A 23,061-nucleotide genomic window follows, 5' to 3' on the forward strand; every position below is an offset into this window, starting at 1 on the left:
GGAAAGAGCGGTCTACCCATGAGGTAGCCGCTTTTTTTATATGTTTGAGAAAAAGTAAACGAGCATACGTCTGCTGCTCAAATTCGTTTTTTGCAGCATCGCCTTTACATGATCATGGACGGTATGGGTTGAAATAAATAACGTACTGGCGATTTCCTTTGTAGACTGGCCCTTTAATAAACAGTCAAGGACGTTCATCTCTCTTTCTGTCAGCCGATACGTTTTCGCTGCATAAGGAAGAATATCACTCGTTTGGGCTCGCTTGATATGAATCATGACGGTTTCTGCCTGCCCGGCTGCCTGCTCTAATCGAAAAGCCTGAAGAGAGAGAAAAAGCCCCGTAGGCATTCTCGTCATGCTGGCTGCGGTTTGGGCGCTGCCGCCGTATAAAAGCTTAGCGCTTAATGCTCTGAACGGGCGGGGCATGACGGCACGGTCATGGATTTGCTCAAAGGTTTGGAAGGTATGAAGCCAATGAAGCCCTGTCTCATTTCCATAAAGAAGGGTGTGATCATGAGAAAGAATGATGAATCCTTGCTGATTCGCCGCATCATCAGCTTCAGTGTCTCTTTTTTTGAAAAGCTCATCTCTCAGCTTGGCTGCGAGTGCTGGTGTTTGATGGATGACCGCTTGTATGTCTTGTTCATGAAAAGGTTCCTTTCCCTTTTTACGATAGAGGCTGGCGATTCCCCAGCATTCTCCTTGAATCACAAGGGCTGCCCGCAATTCATCTGCCCATCCTTTAGGTGTCAAGATGTGCTGATAGCGCTCGCTGTTGAGATATTCTCCGCTCTGGACCAGGCTCGCAGCATGCACAGGTCCTTTGGCTAGAGATTCATGCTGGTGCACGTCCTTTTTTAAAAATTCATTTTGAAACAGCTGGTCATGAATTTCTTCAATCGGTTCATCTGTGAAGGAACCTGTTGAGAGGAGGGTGGCTGGATCAATGGTTGTGATGCAGGCGCCATCAAAATCACAGATAGCGGCAAGCTCGTCCCGAATGTGTTGTCTCAGCTGCTGAAAATGAGTGGCTGGATTGGTCACTTGATCTCCTCCTCAAAAATCCCCACTTTTAGGGATCGTTTTTTCTGATGTCTCTTTTTACAATAAAGATGTCATACCATTAGTGTACAGGAAACCATGTAAAGCGGAAAGGAACTGGGGGAGAAGCACATGAAAGGAAACCAGCATTGGCACGATCCCGTTGCTGAATCATACGCAGCAACAATTGCACATAAAGTACCTGGCTATCATCTCTTGCATGAGCTGTCAGTAGATGTATTAGAAACCGAATTAAAGGGAGCGGCCTCTCGCATTCTGACTGTCGGAGCGGGTGGGGGCGAAGAGATCATCAACATGCTCCAAAGAAAAGAAGACTGGCAAATCACAGGGGTTGATCCGTCTCCGTCCATGCTTGATAGGGCCAAACGGCGGGTTGCACAGCTTCATATGGAGGAACGCGTCACTTGGCATGAGACCGCATTAGACAAGGTGTCGGCTGAAACTGTGTACGATGCAGCGGTGAACATGCTTGTGATTCATTTTGTAAAAGATCGGCTGCCATTTTTACAGGAGATTGCCCGCCGGCTTCAACCAGGGGCACCGCTTGTGATGGCTTTTATTCAAGGAGATATGAAGTCTCACGCATTTCAGCAGGAGCTTCATATGCTTTCCCTATTCATGCAGCGTCAATACCTGGAAAAAGAAGTGTTTATTTCCTTTAAAGAAAGGCTGGGAGACACGACGCACCCTGTGTCTGAGAAAGAGATGAACGGACATTTAATCGAAGCAGGATTTGAAGACATCAGACCTTATTTTCAGGCTGGCATGATCAAAGGACTTGTTTGCAAGCGAGGTCGTAGAGAGGCGGATGAGAGATGAGATCACAGGTGATGGTGATTGGAGGCTATGGACATGTCGGACAGCAAATATGTCTTCAGTTAAGTGAAATGTACCCGGGGCAAATTTTTGCGGCAGGCCGGAGCTACGAGAAGGCTGAACAATTTTCACGCAAGACAAAAGGGCGGGTTCGTCCTTATCAAATAGATGTCAAAAAGCCGTTAAATTCGGGCTGGATGGATGAAACGAAGCTGGTGATCATGTGTCTTGATCAAGACGACACGTCATTTGCTGAAGCCTGTTTGCGGTCAGGGATCGATTATCTCGATATTTCGGCAAAGGGGGTATATATGGAGCAGATGGCAAAGCTGGATCAGCAGTGCATGGGCGCAACTGCTTTGCTCAGTGTAGGGCTTGCGCCTGGTCTTACGAATTTATTAGCAGCGAAAGCGGCATCTAAGCTCGCTTCAGTGGATCAAATGGATATTAGCATTATGTTTGGGATGGGCGATCAGCATGGAAAAGCCGCCATTGAATGGACCATTGATCATGTCCATTCTGACTATGAGCTCACCGAGCATCGTCAGCGGAAAAGAGTCAAAAGTTTTACTGGAGGGAAACAGGTAGACCTTGGCGGGAAACTTGGAAAGCGGTATGCCTATCGATTCCCCTTCTCTGATCAGCAGACATTGCCTTCAACGCTTCGCGTGCCTTCTGTAACGACAAGGCTTTGTTTTGATTCCCGCGTGGCAACGCGCGCATTGGCTTTCGCGAGGAGTCTTGGAATGACGTCATTTCTCACCTTACCGAAGATCAAGGAACGAGCCATCTCGTTGATTCAATCCTCTCAAATGGGGACAGATCAATATGCGGTCAAAGTGGATGTGACAGGAATGAATGGGGAAAGGGTTCATCATTCAACGCTTGGAATTAAAGGACACGATGAGTCTCAGGCAACAGCTCAAGTCGCCTGTGCCACGGCCCTGCACTTATTGAACAGACGATTTCAGCCAGGCGTTTTTCATATTGAAGAATTATTTTCACTAAAATATGCGAACGGTGATTTCGCTTTGGTTGATCAAAAAACGAAGGAAGAGCGGGCGTTAGCGATTAGAGCCAGCCTTTTGACGGCATAAAAGAAGACTAGCGCCCATGCTAGTCTCAGATTGTTGACAAAGGGCTAAAATGATCTTCATTTTAGCCCTTTGTCTTCTTTTCAGCGTGATAGAAAACCTTTGCAGTCTAGGAAGGACGAGTACCGGAGCGGAGCGAATTTGACATTCGTGAGCACCGGCACACAGGACTGACACCGAATGCGAGGGTTTGTCTACACGCTGAGACTAGCGCCATGCTAGTCTTTTTATGATGATGACGACACATCTCCTTTTTTCTTGATGCTTGCTGTAATGAGCTGTGTCAATGTGTCAGATCCTTTTGTTGAAAGATGGACACCATCTGGCTGAAAATAGGCTGGCTGTCCTGTAGCGGCCGAATGCCAATCGACCAAGGTCACATTGCGATGTTGATCGGCCACTCGCTGAATCACTGCATTTACATCATTTTCCCAAGACCTTGGAACTCTCGTGTTCACAAGAAAAATGTGTGCTTTTGAAAAATGCTGAATGAATGATGTCAAAGTGCCCTCAGTAAAATAACCATTTGTGCCAAGCTCAATAATAACGGCGGCATCAGCATGATTAAATGAAGCATATTGAGGGGCGATACTGCTGGCTTCGTTCATTTGTCTGCCAACCTTCGCATCAATGGTGATTTGTTCATATACCTTTTCGAGATTAGGAGCAATATCTAACATGACGGAATCACCAATGGCGAGAACTTGATGAAATTGTTTGTGATCTGCTGCTTTTTTCCCGTGTTTTTCTTTCTTTTTCTTCGCTTTTGATTCCGAAGGGTCTCCTGCTTTTTTTGGTGCCGTCTTAATTTGTGTCACTTCCTTGGCATGTGGGGATGTATGAGACGAGCTAGACATGCCAATTGTAAACAAAATCAAGAGAGCTGCGGTAATCCCAAGGAACACTTTATTGGACATAGACCATTGTTTGATTCCTTTTTTCCAAATAGACCAAGAGGCAAAATATTGTCTGAATCCAAGCTGTCGAATGGGCTGTTCGATCCAGCGATAGGAAGCCTCTGCAATCAGTAGAATTGCCATGAGCTGCAATGTGACACGCCCCATGGAAGGCTGTCCAATTTCAATAACCGGTGTGGTCAGCACAATGATGGGATAATGCCACAGGTAAATACCATAAGACCGCTTCCCAAGCCAGACGAGGGGTTTAAAGGACAGCCATTTCCCCACGAGACTTGCAGGGTGGCATATGCATGCAATTAAGATGGCTGCATTAAGACAGAATAAAAACATACCGCCCTGGTAGAGAAAGCTGTCAAATTCGTCCACTGCATAAACACATAGAAGGAAAATCGCAAATGAACCAAATCCAGCGATATGTAAAATACGTCTGCCAACAGGAAGTAATTTTCTGCTGGACAGTCTTTGCATCGGCCATACAAATGCGAGACTGCACCCAATCAGGAGCGCAAATGCACGAGTGTCTGTTCCATAATAAACCCTGCTTGGGTCAGTATCTGGCGAATAGAGAATCGCCATCCATAAGGCGGAGACGAGTGCAAGGCCAAAGGTGATCATGGAGAGGTGGGCTCTATTTTTCATCCATTTCAGTCCAGCAATCAACAGCACCGGCCAAATAATATAAAATTGCTCTTCTATTGCCAAAGACCACAAATTTTTCAGTGGAGATACAGCATTGAAGCTGTCAAAGTAAGAAAGCTGATGAAAAATGTACCACCAGTTACTCACATAAAAAAAGGACGATAAGGCATCGCCACGAATGGACAATAATGCGTTTGAACCAGCAATGGCGCACCAGCTGACAGTTAAAAAAATCATGACGTAGGCAGCTGGAAGAAGCCTTCTGATCCGGCCCATCCAAAATGGCAAAAGCTCTTGATAGCCCAAATCCTGCTTATGCAGCAAGATCGTCGTAATCAAGTAACCAGAAATCACAAAAAACAAATCAACGCCAAGAAACCCGCCGCTTGCGGGTCCGATATGTAAGTGATAAGCAATGACCGCCAATACGGCAACAGCCCTCAGCCCATCTAATCCTAATATGTAACGTAAACGGTTTTCCTTGCTGTTCATGAAAATGAATCCCCCATCAATGTCGAACGCTTCTTATTTGTTGTTACTCCAAAAGAACAACGATTCTTTTATTTTATATAAGATTAGACGAATCAGCATCACATTTTGTTGGCGAATTTCTGTCTTTTTTAAAAAATTTTTTTATATGAAGAAGAAATGGATGGGTTGGGAGCGATTGTCTTATTTTTATACTCAAAACCAAAATCCCTGTCATAATAAAAGAAGAAGGAAAGGGGATGTGTTGAATGAGAACAATTGAAAATGATCAGTTATTGATTCAGATCAATAAGAGGGGTGCCGAAGTCAGAGAGGTGCTTCACAAGGAAAGTGGGCGTCACTATATGTGGTCTGGTGATCCGGCTTATTGGGGCAGGGTCTCACCCGTCTTATTTCCGATTGTTGGACGATTAAAGGATGATCAATACAAGATAGGCGATCAAACGTATGAGCTCTCGCAGCATGGATTTCTTCGTGATGTCGATTTTGATCTATTTGAAGAAGCGAAAGATAAAGTGGCTTTTCAATATCAATCAAATGGCCGCCACGTTGAGCAATATCCTTATGAATTTACAGCTTGCATTCGTTATGAACTGTCGGAAAATGGGCTGACGATTTCCTGGGAAATTGATCATGACGGAGATGACACGATGTATTTCTCTATTGGTGGGCACCCAGCATTTCATGTCCCGCTTGTTGAAGGGGAGCAAACAGCAGACTATTCACTGACATTGACACCTTCCACCGAACATGATCCAGTCCAATATGAACTTCAGGATTCACTTGTAAGAGAGAAGAAAGGTGTTCAGCTTGAGCCGATTAAGCTCCAGGCAGAGCTTTTCCAGCATGATGCGATGATCTTTAGTCATATCAATCGAGTGTCATTGACTTCTCAAGAGGGTCATGGGGTTGAGGTCGACCTCAGTGGTTTTCCGTTCGTTGGCATTTGGTCTCCTTATGATCAAGAAAAGAGAACGATGGCTCCTTTTGTTTGTATTGAGCCTTGGTATGGCATCGCCGATATGGAAGGGACGAATGGGCAGTACAAGGAGAAATTCGGTATTCAAACTTTAGAGAAGAATGAGACCTTCCGTGCCGCCTATACGATTTTCTTCAAATGAACATTTGTGCATGATCAGGTGAACAATTTGTTATGATAGAAGAAAAAAAGGAGGCGTACGAATGGATCGGGAGAAACAGCAACTAAGTATTGAAGCGGCAAGGCTCTATTATTTATCTGATTACAGCCAGCAGGAAATCGCCAAACAGCTTGATCTGTCTAGACCGACTGTGTCTCGGTTGCTTCAATATGCGAAGGAAAAAGGGTACGTCCAAATCACGGTGATGGACCCGTTTGAGGATTTAAACGAGCTGTCTTCATTGCTCAAGGAAAAATACGATCTGCTCGAAGCTCATGTAGTGTTTTCGCCAAAGGACGACTATCCGACCATCACCGATTACCTGAGCCAATTTGGTGCAGATTACTTGCAAGACACGGTGAAAGACGGTGATATCGTCGGGGTGAGCTGGGGAACCACGATGTATCAAATTGCACAAAACATGCAACCTAAACAGGTAAAAGGTGTAGAGGTTGTCCAGCTGAAGGGCGGAATCAGCCACTCACATGTCAATACATATTCTGCGGAAACCATCCAGCTGTTTGCGGAGGCCTTTCAAACAGCACCACGCTATTTGCCGCTTCCTGTTGTGTTTGATAGTGCAGCCGTTAAAGAGATGGTCGAACAGGACAGACATATTCAGCGGATCATTGAAATGGGCAAACAGGCGAATATCGCTGTGTTTACTGTTGGGACGGTAAGGGATGAGGCGCTTTTGTTTAGGCTTGGTTATTTCCGTGAAGAAGAAAAAGCGCTGCTCAAGTCATCCAGTGTCGGAGATATCTGTTCGCGCTTTTATGATCAAGAAGGGCGCATTTGCAGTGAAGCGATTAACAATCGCACAATCGGTGTGGAGCTTGATGACTTAAGAAAGAAAGAACGCTCCATTCTTGCCGCTGGCGGCCATCGAAAGGTTGCCTCTATCCACGGGGCACTTAGAGGAAAATATGCGAACGTATTGATCATTGATCAGCACACAGCAAGAGCTCTTTTAAATGTCACAAAATAGATGAACAAAATTTCATAACTATGTTTACAATTGTTCAATAGTCATTTATGATGAAAGTATCATAATTAAAAGGAAGTGTGAAGCATGACGATAGCAAAGCTCATTGATCATACAGCACTAAAACCAGATACAACTAAAGCTGCGATTTTGCAGTTACTTGAAGAAGCAAAAACTCATCAATTTGCATCCGTTTGTGTCAATCCAACATGGGTGTCACTTGCAGCGAAAGAACTAGCAGGAACAGGCGTTGATGTATGTACAGTCATCGGTTTCCCGTTAGGCGCAAGTACAACGGCGGTCAAAGCATTCGAAACAATGGATGCGATTGAAAACGGAGCAACAGAAGTGGACATGGTCATCAATATTGCGGCACTGAAAGACGGCGCATATGATGTGGTTGAACAAGATATCCGTGCGGTTGTAGACGCAGCGAAAGGTAAGGCACTTGTGAAAGTCATCATTGAAGCGTGTTTACTCACAGATGAAGAGAAAGTACGAGCTTGTGAGCTTTCTGTGAAAGCTGGCGCTGATTTTGTGAAAACATCGACTGGATTTAGTACAGGCGGTGCAACCGCTGAGGACATCGCATTGATGCGTAAAACAGTAGGACCTGACATCGGTGTGAAAGCATCAGGCGGCGTGAGAACAAAAGAAGATGTTGAGGCTATGACAGCTGCAGGTGCTACCCGCATTGGTGCCAGTGCAGGCGTTTCCATTATTAAAGGGGATCAATCAGCTCCTTCGAAAGACTATTAATTCATACGGTCCTATGGTAGGATAACATTCATGACGCATTAAATAATGAAAAAGTCATATGCGGAAGGATCTCATTTATGGGAATTTCTTCCGCACTTTGTTTGCGAAATAGGGTTTGTTCCATACAAGCGCATTAATGTAAACGAATTCATTCGAGGAGGAAAAACATGAAATACGTGATTGGTATCATCGGTTTGCTGGTGATTCTCGCCATTGCATGGCTGGCTAGTAATGGGAAAAAACGAGTGAAATTCCGTCCAGTCATTGTCATGATTGTACTGCAATTTATTTTAGGTTATATTCTGCTCAATACAGGTGTTGGAAATTTCCTAGTCGGAGGATTTGCAAAAGGATTCCAAATGCTTCTAGGCTATGCCGGTGAAGGAATCAACTTCGTATTTGGCGGGTTAATGAATGATAATGCGTCAACTTTCTTCATTAACGTCTTGCTGCCGATTGTCTTTATTTCTGCCTTGATCGGTATCCTGCAGCATTGGCGTATTCTCCCGCTTATCGTACGCGGAATTGGGTATTTGCTTAGTAAAGTAAATGGAATGGGGAAACTAGAATCCTACAACGCAGTAGCATCTGCAATTTTAGGTCAATCAGAAGTCTTTATTTCCATTAAGAAACAGCTCGGATTATTACCACAGCAGCGTCTTTATACATTGTGTGCATCTGCGATGTCGACTGTATCGATGTCCATTGTCGGTGCGTACATGCAAATGATTAAACCAGAGTACGTTGTGACAGCACTTGTGCTGAACCTATTTGGTGGATTTATTATCGCGTCTATCATCAATCCATATGAAGTGTCTAAGGACGAAGACATGCTCGAAGTTGTAGAAGAAGAAAAACAATCCTTCTTTGAAATGCTTGGCGAATATATTATGGATGGTTTCAAAGTAGCCATTGTTGTAGCTGCGATGCTGATTGGATTCGTTGCGTTAATTGCGATGATTAATGGAATCTTCACAGCGGTCATTGGCGTTTCTTTCCAAGATGTACTTGGATATGTTTTTGCTCCATTTGCTTTCCTTGTCGGTGTACCTTGGAGCGAGGCGGTACAGGCAGGAAGTATTATGGCAACCAAAATGGTGTCCAACGAATTTGTGGCGATGCAAATCCTTTCAGGTGATGCTTTCCAATTTACTGCACGTACAGAAGCCATCATCTCTGTATTCCTTGTGTCATTTGCGAACTTCTCCTCTATCGGTATCATTGCTGGAGCAGTCAAAGGCTTAAACGAAAAACAAGGAAACGTTGTCGCACGCTTTGGATTAAAACTGTTATTCGGTGCAACACTCGTCAGCTTCTTAACTGCAGGCGTTGTCGGTTTGATTTACTAATTTAAAAAAGGAATGGTGAGAACAATGAGAATGGTAGATATCATTGCGAAAAAACGTGACGGAAAAGAATTATCTTCAGAGGAAATTTCTTTCTTTGTCAAAGGATATACGGACGGAACAATTCCTGACTACCAAGCAAGTGCCTTGGCTATGGCGATTTTCTTCCAAGATATGACGGATCAAGAACGTGCAGACTTAACACTCGCTATGGCGAACTCAGGGGATACGATTGACCTGTCTGCCATTGACGGCATTAAAGTAGATAAGCACTCAACAGGCGGCGTAGGCGATACAACAACTCTTGTACTCGCTCCTCTTGTTGCAGCACTTGATGTACCTGTTGCGAAAATGTCTGGGCGCGGCCTTGGGCATACAGGTGGAACAGTGGACAAGCTTGAAGCTGTGAAAGGCTTCCACGTAGAAATTACAAAAGACGAGTTCATCGAGCTGGTGAACCGTCATAAAGTAGCAGTCATTGGGCAATCAGGCAACCTCACGCCAGCTGATAAAAAGCTGTATGCTCTTCGTGATGTGACAGGGACCGTTAACTCCATCCCGCTCATTGCAAGCTCGATTATGAGTAAGAAAATTGCTGCTGGTGCAGATGCCATCGTACTAGACGTGAAAACGGGTGCAGGTGCCTTCATGAAAACACCTGAAGACTCTGAGAAGCTGGCAAAAGCAATGGTTCGTATCGGAAACAACGTTGGCAGACAAACGATGGCTGTAATTTCTGACATGTCTCAGCCGCTAGGCTTAGCGATTGGAAATGCCTTAGAAGTGAAGGAAGCTATCGACACACTGCGTGGTGAAGGTCCTGAAGACTTAAATGAGCTTGTACTCACACTAGGAAGTCAAATGGTCGTTCTTGCGAAAAAAGCGAACACACTTGATGAAGCGAGAGAAAAGCTGATTGAAGTGATGAAAAACGGAAAAGCACTAGAGAAATTCAAGGAATTCTTAGAAAACCAAGGTGGAGACAGCTCGATTGTGGATCAGCCTGAAAAACTGCCGCAAGCACCTTACCAAATCGAAGTACCTGCTAAAGAAGCAGGTGTTGTCGCTGAAATCGTCGCAGACGAAATCGGTGTTGCAGCGATGATTCTTGGAGCAGGACGTGCAACAAAAGAAGATGATATCGATTTATCTGTCGGCATTATGCTGAACAAAAAAGTGGGCGATCGTGTAGAAAAAGGCGAGTCTCTCGTGACGCTGCATGCGAATCGTGAAGATGTTGCGAATGTGATGGAGAAAATTTACGACAACATCCGCATTGCTGATCATGCCGATGCACCAACTTTAATTCATACAGTTATTACAGAATAGAAAAAAGGACAAAAGTGATCCATTGCTTTTGTCCTTTTTTGCTAAAAATATTAACGTAGTGTTAAGTTGTACTTATCTAATAAATTCTTTGAATACTTATAAATTATGACTCCAATTAAAGTACCTAAAGTATTTGTTATGATGTCATCAACATCAAAACTTCTATAATTGTAGCCTACAATCAAATCTAAACCAAATTGTATCAATTCAATGCTCAGGCTCACTAGGAAACCTATATAAATAACCTTTCGTAATTGGTAAAATGAAGAAAGAATAGGCAGAATAAATCCAAGTGGTATGAATAGAATAACGTTTCCAATGATTTGTTTTATAAATGATGTCAGGCCTAATTCAAGTGTGACAATTATTGTTTTAAAAGGTATAAAATTATGAATAGTACCTAAATTGTCTTCTATCATGATTTCTATTAACTTCTTTTGATAAGGAAATGGAAAAAAAGTTAGTGAAACAAGACTAGCAATATATAAAGAAAACAATATATAGTATAGAAATAAGATTTTACTTGTAGTACCGCGCATAAATTTATATACGAAGATCACTAAACTAATCCCACATATAATGAAATAGGGTAGAAAAGGATTTAACATATGAGACTCTCCCTGAATCTAAGATTATCAGTAACTCAGAGAACCATTACCTTTGATTCTCTTATAATTATAATTTTTCCATATTTCGTAGCTATATGTGTGCCCTTTTTCTACAGAATAGTCGGTATCTGTATATGGGGAACCTTTACTGGATTTTTCAAATCCTAGACGAGTAACTAACTGAGCATTACTCCACCAGTTCTTTTGTTCATATACATGAATGGTAAAATAGGTATCACCACCCCAACTTGTCATGTTTATCTTTCCAGTTACAGAATTTTTAGTTGACTTGTATTTACCAATATATAATTGGTGGGTCATATCAAATTTGAAATCTTTAGTTGCTGTTGCTGCTTGAGTTACTATTGGCATAATCATAATTAAACAAATCATAATAACTGTTAAAAACTTAAGAAAATTCTTTTTCAAAATTATCATCCTTTATTATATTTTAGCTTACTTTTATAATAATTACATTTTATAGTAATAAAGTCAATATTTTTTTTGGTGGATTTAAATACTAGACTTTTTATTTATTTTGGTAGAGTTGATTTATCTTATGAAACAAACCTCTTGCAATCATGAAACAATGGGTGTATATTAGTTGACGAGTCAATGATTGATATATCAACTAATTGATCTGAATAGAAAAGAGGGGATGGCATTGACTGCATTTTGCTCTGAAGAAGCAGAGGTATTATATCGTTTGCAGTGCGTGAACCGTATGATGGGCGTGAAGTTCGAAGCATGCACGGGCATCAGCCAATCAAGACTGGAGTTGCTATCACTGTTATTCCAAGCCGATGAAATCAGCCAATCAGATTTACAGAAAAAAGTAAATATTGATAGTGCGGCTGTGACACGTCACTTAAAACAGTTAGAAACAAAAGGAATGGTCACGCGTAGAAGAAAGCCGGAAGATAATCGAGTCACGCTTGTCCGTCTGACAGAGGAAGGCAGAACAAGAATCGAAGCTTCTAAAAAAGAAAAAGAACGATTTATCTCAGAAATGCTTGAAAACGTAAGTGATGAAGAACGAAAGCGTCTCACTGATGTGCTCATCCGTATACAACAAAACATCGAAAAGATTCAAACAACCTAAAGGAGTGTTACACATGGCTACAACATTAAAAACAAACGATTTTATGGACATTATGAAAGGGCGCCGCTCGATTCGTAACTATGATCCAGCTGTGAAAATCAGCAAAGAAGAAATGACGGAGATTTTAGAAGAGGCAACAACAGCACCATCATCAGTGAATGCACAGCCTTGGCGCTTCATGGTCATTGACAGCCCAGAAGGAAAAGAAAAGCTTGCACCACTTGCAAAATTCAACCAAACTCAAGTGTCAACATCAGCAGCTGTCATTGCAGTATTTGCAGATATGAAAAACAATGAATACTTAGAAGAAATTTATTCAAAAGCGGTAGAGAATGGCTTCATGCCGCAAGAAGTGAAAGAAAGACAAATTGCTGCACTAACTGCACATTTTGACGCTCTTCCAGAGCAAGTCAATCGCGAAACGATCTTAATTGACGGTGGAATTGTGTCTATGCAGCTTATGCTTGCAGCACGTGCACACGGCTATGATACAAATCCAATTGGTGGATATGATAAAGAAGTCATCGCTGAAACATTTGGCTGGGATAAAGAACGTTATGTACCAGTTATGCTACTATCAATTGGGAAAGCTGCTGACGAAGGCTATGCATCTTACCGCTTACCGATTGATCGTATTACAGAGTGGAAATAATATCATTTCAAAAGGAGACGATTATATGATTATTACTCATGCAGGGATGACCATTCATCCAGAAAAAGAAAACGAATTTCTAGAAGAAATTAACGCATTAATGAAAGCTTCGCAAGCGGAAGAAGGCAATGTATCCTACAAACTGTTCAAGGATACGGAAAAAGAAAATGCCTTTTTAATGGTGGAAATGTGGAAAGATGAAGCAGCGGTTCAGAGCCATAATGCAAGTGCACATTTCCAAGCTTTCGTAGCGAAGGCAAAAGAATTTTTAGCCGCTCCACTTGATGTTGTTGCCTTTCAAGGCGAGCAGCTTTCATAGAAAACAACAATCACCCTAGGCGTTTATTGCCTAGGGTTCTTTTATTTTCGACACCTGGTTCCGCCCATTTCATTCCCGTATTGTGCATTTTCCACAAAGTTTCTGAAAATAAAATGTTTTTCGACTTAAGTATATTGGAATATGCTAGAATTAGATATTATTTATTACCAAATTAGGGAGGAACCAATATGAAAAAAGGGAAATGGACGAGCATAGCACTAACAGCTGTCCTCAGTTTAGGCACATTGACAGCTTTCAGCACACCTCTATCTGCCCACACCTCAGAAAAATCAACATCCTCAGATGGTGGTCATTATTCAGGTATTCCATTCGATGCAAGTGTCGTGAATGAAGACCGCCTCATCAAAGCCTTGAAAAAACAAGGGAAAATCAAAAACAATGCCAATGAGGCAGAAACCCAAAAGGCATTAAAGAACTATCTAAAGAAAAAAGAAGAAGCTGCGATGAAACAAAGCGCAAGCACCTTAACAGAAGAGCCTGGATTCCTGAAAGAATACAAACAAGAAGTACATAACAAACTAGCCAAAAAGAAAAAGTTAAAGAAGCATAAAGGAAAAGAAGGCAACCAAGTAAAACCTGTCAAAAAGGAAAAGTATAAAGGCGACGTTCGCAATGATAAAGTATTGGTTTTATTAGTAGATTTTAAAGATTATAAGCATAATAGTATTAAAAAAGAAGAGACTGATATGTACTATGACAAGTACGATCAACAGCACTATCAAGATATGCTTTTCGGAAAAAATGGCTACATCGGTCCAGATGGAAAACGAAAAGTATCCATGAAGCAATATTATGAAAAGCAGTCCGGCGGCAGTTACACGGTCAGTGGAACAGTTGCTGGCTGGTATACAGCCAAGCATGAAGCAGCTTATTACGGCGGGAATGTCCCTGACGCTGAAGGCAGTGATGGCAGACCGCGTGAATTGGTGAAAGAAGCCCTTGAAGCAGCAGCAAAAGATCCGAATTTTGACCTCGGTGAATATGATCAATGGGACCGCTATGATGTTGATGGAGACGGCGTTTATAACGAGCCAGACGGCATCATTGATCATCTCATGGTCGTTCACGCTGGCGTAGGTGAAGAGGCAGGCGGCGGACAGCTCGGCTCTGACGCCATTTGGTCGCACCGCTGGTCACTTGGTGATGTATTTGAAATTCCGAACACTGAATCTGAAGCGGGTCAAGGCGGAAAATTAGGAGCATTAGATTACACCATTGAGCCTGAAGATGGTGCAGCAGGCGTTTTCACACATGAATTCGGGCATGATCTTGGTCTTCCTGATGAGTACGATACACAATACACAGGTAAAGGAGAGCCCGTTTCTTACTGGTCTATCATGTCAAGTGGGAGCTGGGCAGGTAAAGTACCTGGTACGGAACCAACAGGCTTTAGTCCATATGCAAAAGAAATGCTTCAAAACCTGCATGGCGGCAACTGGCTTTCAGGACAAACCATTGATGGTAAAACATTAAAGAAAAGCAAAACAGTATTAATCGATGAAGCAGCAACAAAAGGAACCAACCATGATGCGGTTCGCGTAGATTTACCAGATAAAGAGATTGTGGTCACAAAGCCTGCCGAGGGGAAATACGCGTATTTCAGCGGGACGGGTGACAATTTGAATGCAACCATGACGACAACAGGTATTGATTTGTCGAAGGGAAGCAAAGCAGAGCTTACGTTTAAAGCATGGTACGATATCGAAGAAGGTTATGATTATGCGTATGTAGAAGTTCGTGAAACTGGAACCGATCAATGGAAAACCATTGCTGGTAACATGACGAATGACCGAAATGAAGCAGGTGCTAACGAAGGTAATGGGATCGACGGAAAATCAGACGGCTGGGTAGATGCAGCCTTTGATCTTTCTGCTTATGCAGGGAAGAAAATCGATCTGCAATTCCGATACACAACCGATGCAGGCTATTCGCTACCAGGCTTGTTGGTAGATGATCTGAACGTAACAGCAAATGGAACGAAAGTGTGGTCAGATGATGCCGAGGGAACGTCCACTTTCACCTTCAATGGATTCTCGCAGTCTAATGGAAAACAATATGCAGCGCAATACTATTTACTAGAGTGGCGCTCTTATGCTGATGTCGATAAAGGCTTAAAGTCTATCAAACGTGGAGCAAGTCTGATGAGCTATAATAACGGTTTGGTCGTGTGGTATGTCGATCAATCGTATAGTGATAACTGGGTAGGAAAGCATCCAGGGAACGGCTTCCTTGGTGTCGTAGATGCGGATCAGCAAGTATTGAAATGGAGTGACGGCTCCATCGCGGCGACAGGTTTCCAAGTACATGATGCAGCATTCTCTTTGAATCCAAGTACGAAGCTGAATATTGATTATACAGCGACAACAGGCTTAACCTTGGAAGATCGCTATATTCGTCCGACTCGTACATTTAGTGATCAAAAGAATTATGTGAATCCAAATAACCCAGATGCAGGACGCGATGTGCCGACATATGGTCTATCCTTTAAAGTCATTGGACAAAGTAAGGATCGTTCTGTTGGAAAGGTATTAATTTCTAAAAATAACTAAACAGAAAGCCGGATTCTACCATTGAATCCGGCTTTTTGATGTGTTGAGATAAGGATTTTTATCACATGATCGTTTTTTGATCGAATATTTGTTCTTTTTTATTTTGATATCCGAATGAAACCATTATATAATAGAGACTGGAAGGTTTTTCTTTCATTCACGGTTCTTTTTAGCTGTTAAAAAACAGGAAAGGATGAGCGTTACCAATGAGTTGTGTCACTGCCAAGCAATTAAAGGTGATTCGAGGGACGATGCAGACTTTTTGCAGCCATTTGGAGTATGATGGCCACGGTAAGCTTCATATCAATACCATCATGGCTTTTATTAAAAAGGAATTCGGTGTAAGGAAAATGAAAGACATTCCACAAAGTCGGTTTACTGAAGCGCTAGAATTAATACAAGACTTTGATTTATACACGGACAAAATAGAGATTCGTGATCGTCTATCAGAAAGGAATTAACTAAATTGAATATTTTAGCAATGATTTTAGTAGGAATTGTCGCGTTAGAACACATTGTTATCATGTTACTAGAAATGTTTTTTATGGAATCAAAGATGGCTAAGAGATCTTTTCGGCTCCCTGAACACTTACAAAAAGATCCAAATGTGAAAGTGATGTTTGCCAATCAAGGACTTTATAACGGGTTTCTAGCTGCAGGGCTCATTTGGGGGCTCATTCTCGGATCGAATACCGTTGGATATATGATTCAGCTATTTTTCATTTTTTGTGTGATCATCGCAGCGGTATTTGGCGGTGTAACATCCAATAAATCCATTATCATCAAACAAGGAGTACCAGCCTTGCTCGCATTAATTGCGCTTATGCTGGCGAGTTAATCTTAAATAAAGCCGCCCCGATAAGGGTGACTTTCAGCGTGTAGACAAACCCTCGCATTCGGTGTCAGTCCTGCGTGCCGGTGCTCACGAATCTCAAATTCGCTCGGCTAAAATAAAGTTCATTTTCGCCCTTTGTCAACAATCTGAGCCGCTCTGATAAGGGCGGCTTTATCTTTTTCGAAGACCCATCAAACGAATAATGGATGTCAGACAAAGAGCTACAGCAACAGCCAAAATGATTTTTCCGTACATGACCCCTGTTAGGTTCATCAAGAAGACGGCCAATATGATACAGAGCGTGATGATGATCATCACAATCGAATAGGTTTTCATCTCTTTTCCACTCCTTTAAAAGTCCCCTCCAGCACGAGAGGTCTGTCAATCTTTCCTCATATTATATCACTCAATGGCAATTTTACATGAAATTCCCTGTCAATAGAATGTGACATAATCATTAGATTTGAAGTGATGCCATATTTTTTAGAAAATCGGGTATAACATAAAGAGTTGCATCCAAGTCTAATTGCTTGATATTTAATTTTGCAAAATATAAAATAACCACATGATGAATCGAAAGGATGATCAAGTTGAGTAAGAAAGTTTTATTAGTATCGACAAGCAGCCCGGAAATGAACGGACACCCAACAGGCTTATGGTTAGAAGAATTGGCGGAGCCATTTCACATCTTTAAAGAAAATGAACTAGACGTACAAATTGTCTCCATTCAAGGTGGAACTGTACCGATAGATAAAAACTCAATTCCTGACGGTGTTCCAGCGCAATATCAGGATGTGTATGAATTACTTCAAGACACAAAGGCGCTAACAGATGAGAACCCAGCTGATTATGATGGGATCTTTTTTGCAGGAGGACATGGCCCAATGATCGACTTTGCGTCCAATCAACTGGTAGCCGATGCGATCTTAGCGATTTCAGAAAAAAATGGTGCAGTCGGAGCCGTTTGCCACGGCGTTTCAGCCTTTGTTGATGTGAAGGATCGAGATGGAAAATCATTGATCGAGGGCAAAAAAATAACAGGGTTCACGAACGAGGAAGAGGATGCCGTTCAGCTGACATCAAAGGTTCCATTTTTATTGGAAACAAAGCTTCGTGAGCAAGGGGCAGCGTTTGAAAAAGGAGAAGCTTTTGCGCCATTCGCTGTTGTTGATGGACAAATCATTACTGGACAAAACCCAGGATCAAGTGCAGAAACAGCACGACTATTTGTCAAAACCATTGCATAAAATGACCAAAAACCAGTCGTAACGCATACGGCTGGTTTTTTGTTATAAAAATGTCCTAAAAAAAACCAAAACAATTACTGGAATAATGGTAAAATGATAACAGGGTAAAAAACCCAAATAAGGGAAAAGGGGATGTTCCTGTGAGAGTATTTTACGTAAAGATCACCGCAGCTTTACTGTCTGTTTTACTTGTGACAACAGGTTTATTTTCACCAGCGTTAAAAGCAGAAGAAGCGCCAAAATCAGATGGGAAAGTGTCGCCACTGACGGAAAAAGCCATTCAGCAAGTGCAAGAGTCGTTTTTGAAGCAGGATGAAGGAACCGCTATTCAACAGAAGCAAGTGAAAAAAACATTTAAAGTAGATAAGAAAAACGGAATGAGTATTAAACGAAAAGCCGCTGCAGATGGAAAGCTGCGCACGTCTGCCGTTCGCTCTATTGATGGACTAGCAATCAATCAATCGGCTGTATTAAATGAGGAAGACCCAGTTGATTTATGGTTTTTAAGCACGTCTTCACCTCAGGCACTCATCAGCCGGATTACCTCTTCAAATCCTGATTATTTCGTCCAATTATTTGTTGTAGATTATGAAACAGGACAAGCCTACCCGACGGATCTCATTCAGCCGGCCGGCAGTATGCTTGGGTTAACCAATTTACCAGCTGGTGATTACGCATTTGGTATCACAAGCGGTGGGGACTTCGGAGACTCCTACACGTTACAGGTTAATGCAAAAAATCCACCCAATTTCACAGGTGCTGTATCCCTATCATCAACCCTCCAATACTTTGTCGCTGAGTATGCAAATGGTGATGTATTTGCAAATGGCACAAAAGTATATAACAAGCAATCGAAGACAGCAGATTATGAATGGAAGCGTGTGTTTTATTTCTCATATGATGGAAATTATGAACAGAGAACCCATTCGATTTCAAGTGTGAAAGTGAAAAGCATTTCGGCACCAGTTTCGTACTCAGCTCCTTATGCGAGTTCCTCAGAGGCCATTCTCGTCTACTTAGATGTGGAGACATTGTTTATGTACCATCAATCATCGTTTGCAAGCGGGCAATATTATCATGATACCTTTGTTGATACCCTCGGGAAGACAACACCAAGACGCCTAGACCTTGATGATTTGACAAATTACGGCGATCATATTTTAGCCGTTGATTTAAAAACAGGAAAGCCGATTGATTTCTTCAGTGTCCTTAATTTCTACTATGCTGCAGGGATCGAGAAGCTGCCAACAATTAAAACATTGAATTAAGAAAGGCGGTTGACATCAAATCGCCACATGTGTAGAGTAAAGATAATTAAATGACAAAAGTCCACTAGGGGAGTCATGTATGACTGAGACAAGAGAAAATCTTGGACCCTTTGAACCTGATCTAGTTCGTACTAGCGGAGGGAAGTGGAGCTGGACCTTGTCTTATTCATGATTGAATTGATAAGAAGGCCGCTCCATTTGGGGTGGCTTTTTCATTTATTCAACTGAAGAAGAGGAGGCTTTTTTTATGACATTTTCAACGCAATTAAGGAAAGAAGCAGAACCATTATTTGAAGCCATTTATCAGCATCCGTTTGTCAGAGGACTGGCAGCAGGAAAGCTTGAAAAGGAACAGATCATTCATTACGTCAAACAAGATGCAGAATACTTACATGCATTTATTAAAATTTATGCGGCAGCGATCAGCAGGTGTACAGACAGAGAGGACATTGTCTTTTTCCATCAGCAGATGGCTTTTGTACTAGATAGTGAGACGCATCCTCATCAAAACCTTTGCCGAGTGGCAGGTGTAGCATATGATGAGCTCCAAGGTGCTTCGTTGGCGCCGAGTGCTCACCACTATATTCATCACATGCTGCAAGTCGCACAGGAAGGCACACTTGGAGAAATTATTGCTGTTTTGCTTCCTTGCCCTTGGACATATTGGGAAATAGGCAAACGAATGCTTTCAGACGTGCAGCCTGACCCGGCACATCCATTTTATGAGTGGATCACGTTTTATGGCGGGTTAACTGACTCTGTTACAGTTGAGCTTTGCAAAAGGCTTGATCAGTGGGCGGAAGGAGCAAGTGAGAAAGAAAAAGAAAAAATGAAGCAGCACTTCTTCTTAAGCTGTCAGCTTGAGTACAAATTCTGGGAAATGGCGTTCACTGTGGAAGAGTGGCCAGTCCAACTGGAGGTGCATTCATCATGACGTGGAAGATGAAAGAAGTCGTCCTTGCTGTGATTCTATCTGTGGCGTGCGGTGTGATCTACTTAGGTTGGTCCACTCTTTATTTACCGATTACAGCACTTGTGGGTCCAGCAGGAGGCAATATCATGTTTGGGATTTGGGTGATTGCCAGTCCAATTGTCGCTTATATCATCCAAAAGCCGGGAGCTGCCCTCATTGCAGAAACAGCCGCAGCCGCCGTGGAATTACTGACAGGCAGCCACTTCGGTCTTTCAGCTCTGCTGATTGGTGTATGCCAAGGACTTGGGGCAGAAATCGCCTTCGCTCTTTTTGGTTATAAACGATATCGCATGTGGACACTTATGCTGTCTGGTGCCTTTGCAGCGGTTGGAGCGATGGCATATAGCCTGATGGCCAATGGAATTGGTTATTACACGCCTCAAGTTTTACTCATGACACTTGTGACTCAAATCATCAGCGGTATGATACTTGGGGGATGCTTAGCGAAAGTTGTAGTGGATGCATTATCCAAGACCGGTGTACTGAATCAATATGCCATCATGAAAGAAAAGCGAAACAAAGGTGAACAGCATGGATTCATTTCTCGCGTGCAATAATCTCACTGTCCGTTTTTATGAACAGTCGAAGCCCGTTCTGCATGAAGTATCTCTTTCTATTCAAAAAGGGGAAAAGGTGCTCATTTTAGGGCCAAGCGGAAGCGGAAAATCCACGCTCATTTCGGTTCTTGCTGGAATCATTCCAGAACATATGGAAGCAGACGTGCAGGGAGAAGTGATGTTACAAAGACATACAGGCGTCATGTTTCAAGACCCTGATTCCCAATTTTGTATGCATCGAGTCAATGAAGAAATTGCATTTAGCTTAGAGAACCGTTCCGTACCTCGTGAAGAGATGGATGACATCATTCAGCATCTCATGCAAAAAGTACAACTGGATGTCGATCCGAATACAGATATTCACACATTATCAGGCGGCATGAAGCAGCGATTGGCGCTTGCTTGTTTACTAGCGTTAGAGCCGGATGTTCTGTTCTTTGATGAACCGACTGCACAGCTTGATCCAGCAGGCAGAATGGAGATATTTCAGCTGCTACAGCAGCTTGCAGCTGATCAGGATCAAACCATGATTTTTGTGGAGCATGTGCTAGACGGTGTCATCGAATGGATGGACCGGGTTATTTTATTAGATGATCAAGGCCGCATTTTAGGAGATGGATCTCCGAAAGATGTGATGACAGCATATGAGGGAGAAATGAAAGAGGCAGGCATTTGGCGTCCAAAAATATTTCCCGAGAAATGGTCCACTATTATTCAAGATCCATTTCACCCACTGAGTCAAACACTTATGCAAACCTTTGAGGCAAGCAAAGAGCGGCGTGAGAAAGTCCGATCAACAGATCGAGAGACAATCATTCGAACAGAGGATCTTCAATTAAGCTACGGGAAAAAAAGGATTATGAATGACCTGCAGTTGGATATAAAAGCAGGAGATTGGGTGGCGATCATCGGGGAAAATGGAAGCGGAAAAAGTACATGTCTCAAACATTTAATCCGCTTAGAGCCAATCAAAAAAGGCCACATTTTCTTAAAAGAAAAACATCTCAAAAAGTGGTCTGACCGATTACTATATGAAAAAGCAGGCTTTGTTTTTCAAAATCCAGAGCTGCAATTTATACAAGACACGGTGTTTGATGAAATCGCATTTGGCGGAAGACAGCGAAATTGGCCAGAATCAGTTGTACAAGAAAAAACGTATCAGCTATTGGAAGAGTTCGGCTTAGAGAAGCATGCGAAAGCACATCCTTTCACCTTAAGTTTAGGGCAAAAAAGAAGATTAAGTGTCGCCACAATGCTTCTTTTTGATCAGGATGTATTAATATTAGATGAACCGACTTTCGGGCAGGACGAAAAAACGGCGAAGGAATTAATCAGACGTTTAAAAGAGCGCCAACGCCAAGGCACCACCATTATGATGGTCACACATGATATGGAGCTCGTCGATGAGTGCGCAGATCAGGTGCTGCTTTTTCACCAAGGAGAGCATGTGTATGATGGCACGCCTTATGATTTATTTTCAAATCAGGAACTCGTTGATTCTTATCAGCTGAGAGTGCCCTTGCATTATCGCTATGTGGCTGAAAGAAAGGATGTGCTCACGATTGCAAAGTAATCACTCCTTTCTATCCACTGTAAATCCAGTTATGAAATTACTCGCTCACCTTCTTGCAATGTGCTGTCTGATGGCGATTTCTGATCCTAAAACAACGTTCATCATCTGGCTGTTTGCTCTGGGCATCGGGCTTGTACTAGGCGGTTGGAATATCAAGTATCTTATCACAAGATTTGTCCCTTATTTGATCTTTTTTATGCTTGTGTTTTGGATGATGGCGGCCTTCGGCAAAGGGGATCATACTGTTTGGAAGTGGGCGTGGTTTCATGTCACAGAGGAGAGTTTAAGAAATGGACTCACCATATCTCTCAGAATGCTTGGCTTTGTGACATTTGGTCTCCTTTTTACCTCCACAACAGATTTGACGGCCTTTATGATGAGCTTGATTCATCAATGCCGAATGTCACCAAAATGGGCGTATGGAATGCTTGCCGGCTTCCGGTTTATCCCGTTGTTTCAAAGTGAATTAAAGCAAATGAAGGCTGCGCATAAAATCAGAGGCTATAAGCAAAAAAGCAGCTGGAAAGCCTTTATGCGGTATGCACTACCCCTTTTCACGCAGGGCGTACGAAAATCAGAACGCTTGGCGATTGCAATGGAAGCGAGAGGCTTCACGGGGACGAAGGATCGGACGTATTATCATATCATCAGCACCTCATGGATCGACTATTTGTATCTTTTTTTCATAGGTGTCAGTGTCTCCATATGCATTTTCTTTTTTTAAAAACACCCACATTCTCTTGATAGAATGTGGGTGTTTTATATGTCTTAGGCCATTT

24 protein-coding genes and 1 riboswitch are annotated in these 23,061 nt (G+C 42.5%); of the genes, 19 read left to right on the plus strand and 5 right to left on the minus strand.

What is annotated here, in order from left to right:
* Positions 1–36 precede the first annotated feature (36 nt).
* Entirely contained in the window at positions 37–1,044 is a 1,008-nt protein-coding gene (locus ACSLGF_RS05970) for a helix-turn-helix transcriptional regulator (protein ID WP_456003356.1), read from the minus strand.
* A 129-nt stretch (positions 1,045–1,173) separates the two neighbouring features.
* On the opposite strand from ACSLGF_RS05970, the gene ACSLGF_RS05975 reads away from it, so the two are divergent.
* Positions 1,174–1,881 carry a class I SAM-dependent methyltransferase gene (locus ACSLGF_RS05975; protein WP_456003359.1) on the plus strand — a complete coding sequence of 236 codons (708 nt, stop codon included), beginning with the start codon at positions 1,174–1,176 and terminating at the stop codon, positions 1,879–1,881.
* Positions 1,878–2,975 (plus strand): saccharopine dehydrogenase family protein, encoded by a 1,098-nt coding sequence (locus ACSLGF_RS05980; RefSeq protein WP_456003361.1) that lies wholly within the window; start codon positions 1,878–1,880, stop codon positions 2,973–2,975. The genes ACSLGF_RS05975 and ACSLGF_RS05980 overlap by 4 nt, the downstream gene beginning before the upstream one ends.
* 224 nt (positions 2,976–3,199) lie before the next feature.
* Here the strand turns inward: ACSLGF_RS05980 and ACSLGF_RS05985 are convergent, their stop codons facing one another.
* Entirely contained in the window at positions 3,200–5,023 is a 1,824-nt protein-coding gene (locus ACSLGF_RS05985; protein ID WP_456003363.1) for an acyltransferase family protein, read from the minus strand.
* 245 nt (positions 5,024–5,268) lie between these two features.
* On the opposite strand from ACSLGF_RS05985, the gene ACSLGF_RS05990 reads away from it, so the two are divergent.
* From ACSLGF_RS05990 to ACSLGF_RS06010, 5 genes are all read left to right on the plus strand, one after another.
* Positions 5,269–6,141 carry an aldose 1-epimerase family protein gene (locus ACSLGF_RS05990; protein ID WP_456003365.1) on the plus strand — a complete coding sequence of 291 codons (873 nt, stop codon included), beginning with the start codon at positions 5,269–5,271 and terminating at the stop codon, positions 6,139–6,141.
* A 61-nt stretch (positions 6,142–6,202) separates the two neighbouring features.
* On the plus strand, positions 6,203–7,147 hold the full coding sequence (locus tag ACSLGF_RS05995; RefSeq protein WP_456003368.1) for a sugar-binding transcriptional regulator: 945 nt from the start codon (positions 6,203–6,205) through the stop codon (positions 7,145–7,147).
* 84 nt (positions 7,148–7,231) lie between these two features.
* On the plus strand, positions 7,232–7,903 hold the full coding sequence (deoC, locus tag ACSLGF_RS06000) for a deoxyribose-phosphate aldolase (protein ID WP_456003370.1): 672 nt from the start codon (positions 7,232–7,234) through the stop codon (positions 7,901–7,903).
* A 167-nt stretch (positions 7,904–8,070) separates the two neighbouring features.
* Positions 8,071–9,252: a NupC/NupG family nucleoside CNT transporter gene (locus tag ACSLGF_RS06005; protein ID WP_456003373.1), complete on the plus strand. Its 1,182-nt coding sequence runs from the start codon at positions 8,071–8,073 to the stop codon at positions 9,250–9,252.
* Between the two features lie 24 nt (positions 9,253–9,276).
* Positions 9,277–10,578, plus strand: a complete 1,302-nt coding sequence (locus tag ACSLGF_RS06010) for a pyrimidine-nucleoside phosphorylase (RefSeq protein ID WP_456003376.1) — start codon at positions 9,277–9,279, stop codon at positions 10,576–10,578.
* Between the two features lie 50 nt (positions 10,579–10,628).
* On the opposite strand, the gene ACSLGF_RS06015 is transcribed toward ACSLGF_RS06010, so the two are convergent.
* A complete protein-coding gene (locus ACSLGF_RS06015) occupies positions 10,629–11,186 on the minus strand; it encodes a VanZ family protein (RefSeq protein ID WP_456003378.1) in 558 nt (185 codons plus the stop codon).
* A gap of 27 nt (positions 11,187–11,213) precedes the next feature.
* Entirely contained in the window at positions 11,214–11,615 is a 402-nt protein-coding gene (locus tag ACSLGF_RS06020) for a hypothetical protein (RefSeq protein WP_456003381.1), read from the minus strand.
* Between the two features lie 229 nt (positions 11,616–11,844).
* On the opposite strand from ACSLGF_RS06020, the gene ACSLGF_RS06025 reads away from it, so the two are divergent.
* The 6 genes from ACSLGF_RS06025 (at position 11,845) to ACSLGF_RS06050 (ending at position 16,667) form a co-directional block, all read left to right on the plus strand.
* Complete coding sequence (locus ACSLGF_RS06025; protein ID WP_456003759.1) at positions 11,845–12,288, plus strand: MarR family winged helix-turn-helix transcriptional regulator; 444 nt, start codon at positions 11,845–11,847, stop codon at positions 12,286–12,288.
* Between the two features lie 13 nt (positions 12,289–12,301).
* Entirely contained in the window at positions 12,302–12,940 is a 639-nt protein-coding gene (locus tag ACSLGF_RS06030; RefSeq protein ID WP_456003384.1) for a nitroreductase family protein, read from the plus strand.
* Positions 12,941–12,965: 25 nt separating this feature from the next.
* Positions 12,966–13,259: a putative quinol monooxygenase gene (locus ACSLGF_RS06035; RefSeq protein ID WP_456003386.1), complete on the plus strand. Its 294-nt coding sequence runs from the start codon at positions 12,966–12,968 to the stop codon at positions 13,257–13,259.
* A 188-nt stretch (positions 13,260–13,447) separates the two neighbouring features.
* The gene (locus ACSLGF_RS06040) at positions 13,448–15,829 is read left to right on the plus strand and encodes an immune inhibitor A domain-containing protein (RefSeq protein ID WP_456003388.1); all 2,382 of its coding nucleotides are present in this window, start codon (positions 13,448–13,450) and stop codon (positions 15,827–15,829) included.
* Positions 15,830–16,035: 206 nt separating this feature from the next.
* Positions 16,036–16,290 (plus strand): ORF6C domain-containing protein, encoded by a 255-nt coding sequence (locus tag ACSLGF_RS06045; RefSeq protein WP_012011773.1) that lies wholly within the window; start codon positions 16,036–16,038, stop codon positions 16,288–16,290.
* 5 nt (positions 16,291–16,295) lie between these two features.
* Positions 16,296–16,667 carry a DUF1304 domain-containing protein gene (locus tag ACSLGF_RS06050; protein WP_456003390.1) on the plus strand — a complete coding sequence of 124 codons (372 nt, stop codon included), beginning with the start codon at positions 16,296–16,298 and terminating at the stop codon, positions 16,665–16,667.
* 168 nt (positions 16,668–16,835) lie between these two features.
* Here ACSLGF_RS06050 and ACSLGF_RS06055 read toward each other — a convergent pair whose 3' ends face one another.
* A complete protein-coding gene (locus ACSLGF_RS06055) occupies positions 16,836–17,000 on the minus strand; it encodes a hypothetical protein (protein WP_003214630.1) in 165 nt (54 codons plus the stop codon).
* 254 nt (positions 17,001–17,254) lie between these two features.
* Here ACSLGF_RS06055 and ACSLGF_RS06060 point away from each other — a divergent pair, with 254 nt between their 5' ends.
* From ACSLGF_RS06060 to ACSLGF_RS06085, 6 genes are all read left to right on the plus strand, one after another.
* Positions 17,255–17,911 (plus strand): type 1 glutamine amidotransferase domain-containing protein, encoded by a 657-nt coding sequence (locus tag ACSLGF_RS06060; RefSeq protein WP_456003392.1) that lies wholly within the window; start codon positions 17,255–17,257, stop codon positions 17,909–17,911.
* 140 nt (positions 17,912–18,051) lie between these two features.
* Positions 18,052–19,179, plus strand: a complete 1,128-nt coding sequence (locus tag ACSLGF_RS06065; protein WP_456003394.1) for a hypothetical protein — start codon at positions 18,052–18,054, stop codon at positions 19,177–19,179.
* Positions 19,180–19,235: 56 nt separating this feature from the next.
* Positions 19,236–19,339, plus strand: a riboswitch (TPP riboswitch).
* Positions 19,340–19,426: 87 nt separating this feature from the next.
* Positions 19,427–20,113 (plus strand): thiaminase II, encoded by a 687-nt coding sequence (gene tenA / locus ACSLGF_RS06070; RefSeq protein ID WP_456003397.1) that lies wholly within the window; start codon positions 19,427–19,429, stop codon positions 20,111–20,113.
* Entirely contained in the window at positions 20,110–20,709 is a 600-nt protein-coding gene (locus ACSLGF_RS06075) for an ECF transporter S component (RefSeq protein ID WP_456003399.1), read from the plus strand. Before tenA ends, ACSLGF_RS06075 begins: the two co-directional genes overlap by 4 nt.
* Positions 20,684–22,282 carry an ABC transporter ATP-binding protein gene (locus tag ACSLGF_RS06080; protein WP_456003401.1) on the plus strand — a complete coding sequence of 533 codons (1,599 nt, stop codon included), beginning with the start codon at positions 20,684–20,686 and terminating at the stop codon, positions 22,280–22,282. The genes ACSLGF_RS06075 and ACSLGF_RS06080 overlap by 26 nt, the downstream gene beginning before the upstream one ends.
* A complete protein-coding gene (locus ACSLGF_RS06085; RefSeq protein ID WP_456003403.1) occupies positions 22,272–23,006 on the plus strand; it encodes an energy-coupling factor transporter transmembrane component T family protein in 735 nt (244 codons plus the stop codon). The genes ACSLGF_RS06080 and ACSLGF_RS06085 overlap by 11 nt, the downstream gene beginning before the upstream one ends.
* The last annotated feature ends 55 nt before the right edge of the window (positions 23,007–23,061 follow it).

This window comes from Bacillus sp. A015 (genome assembly GCF_053851875.1).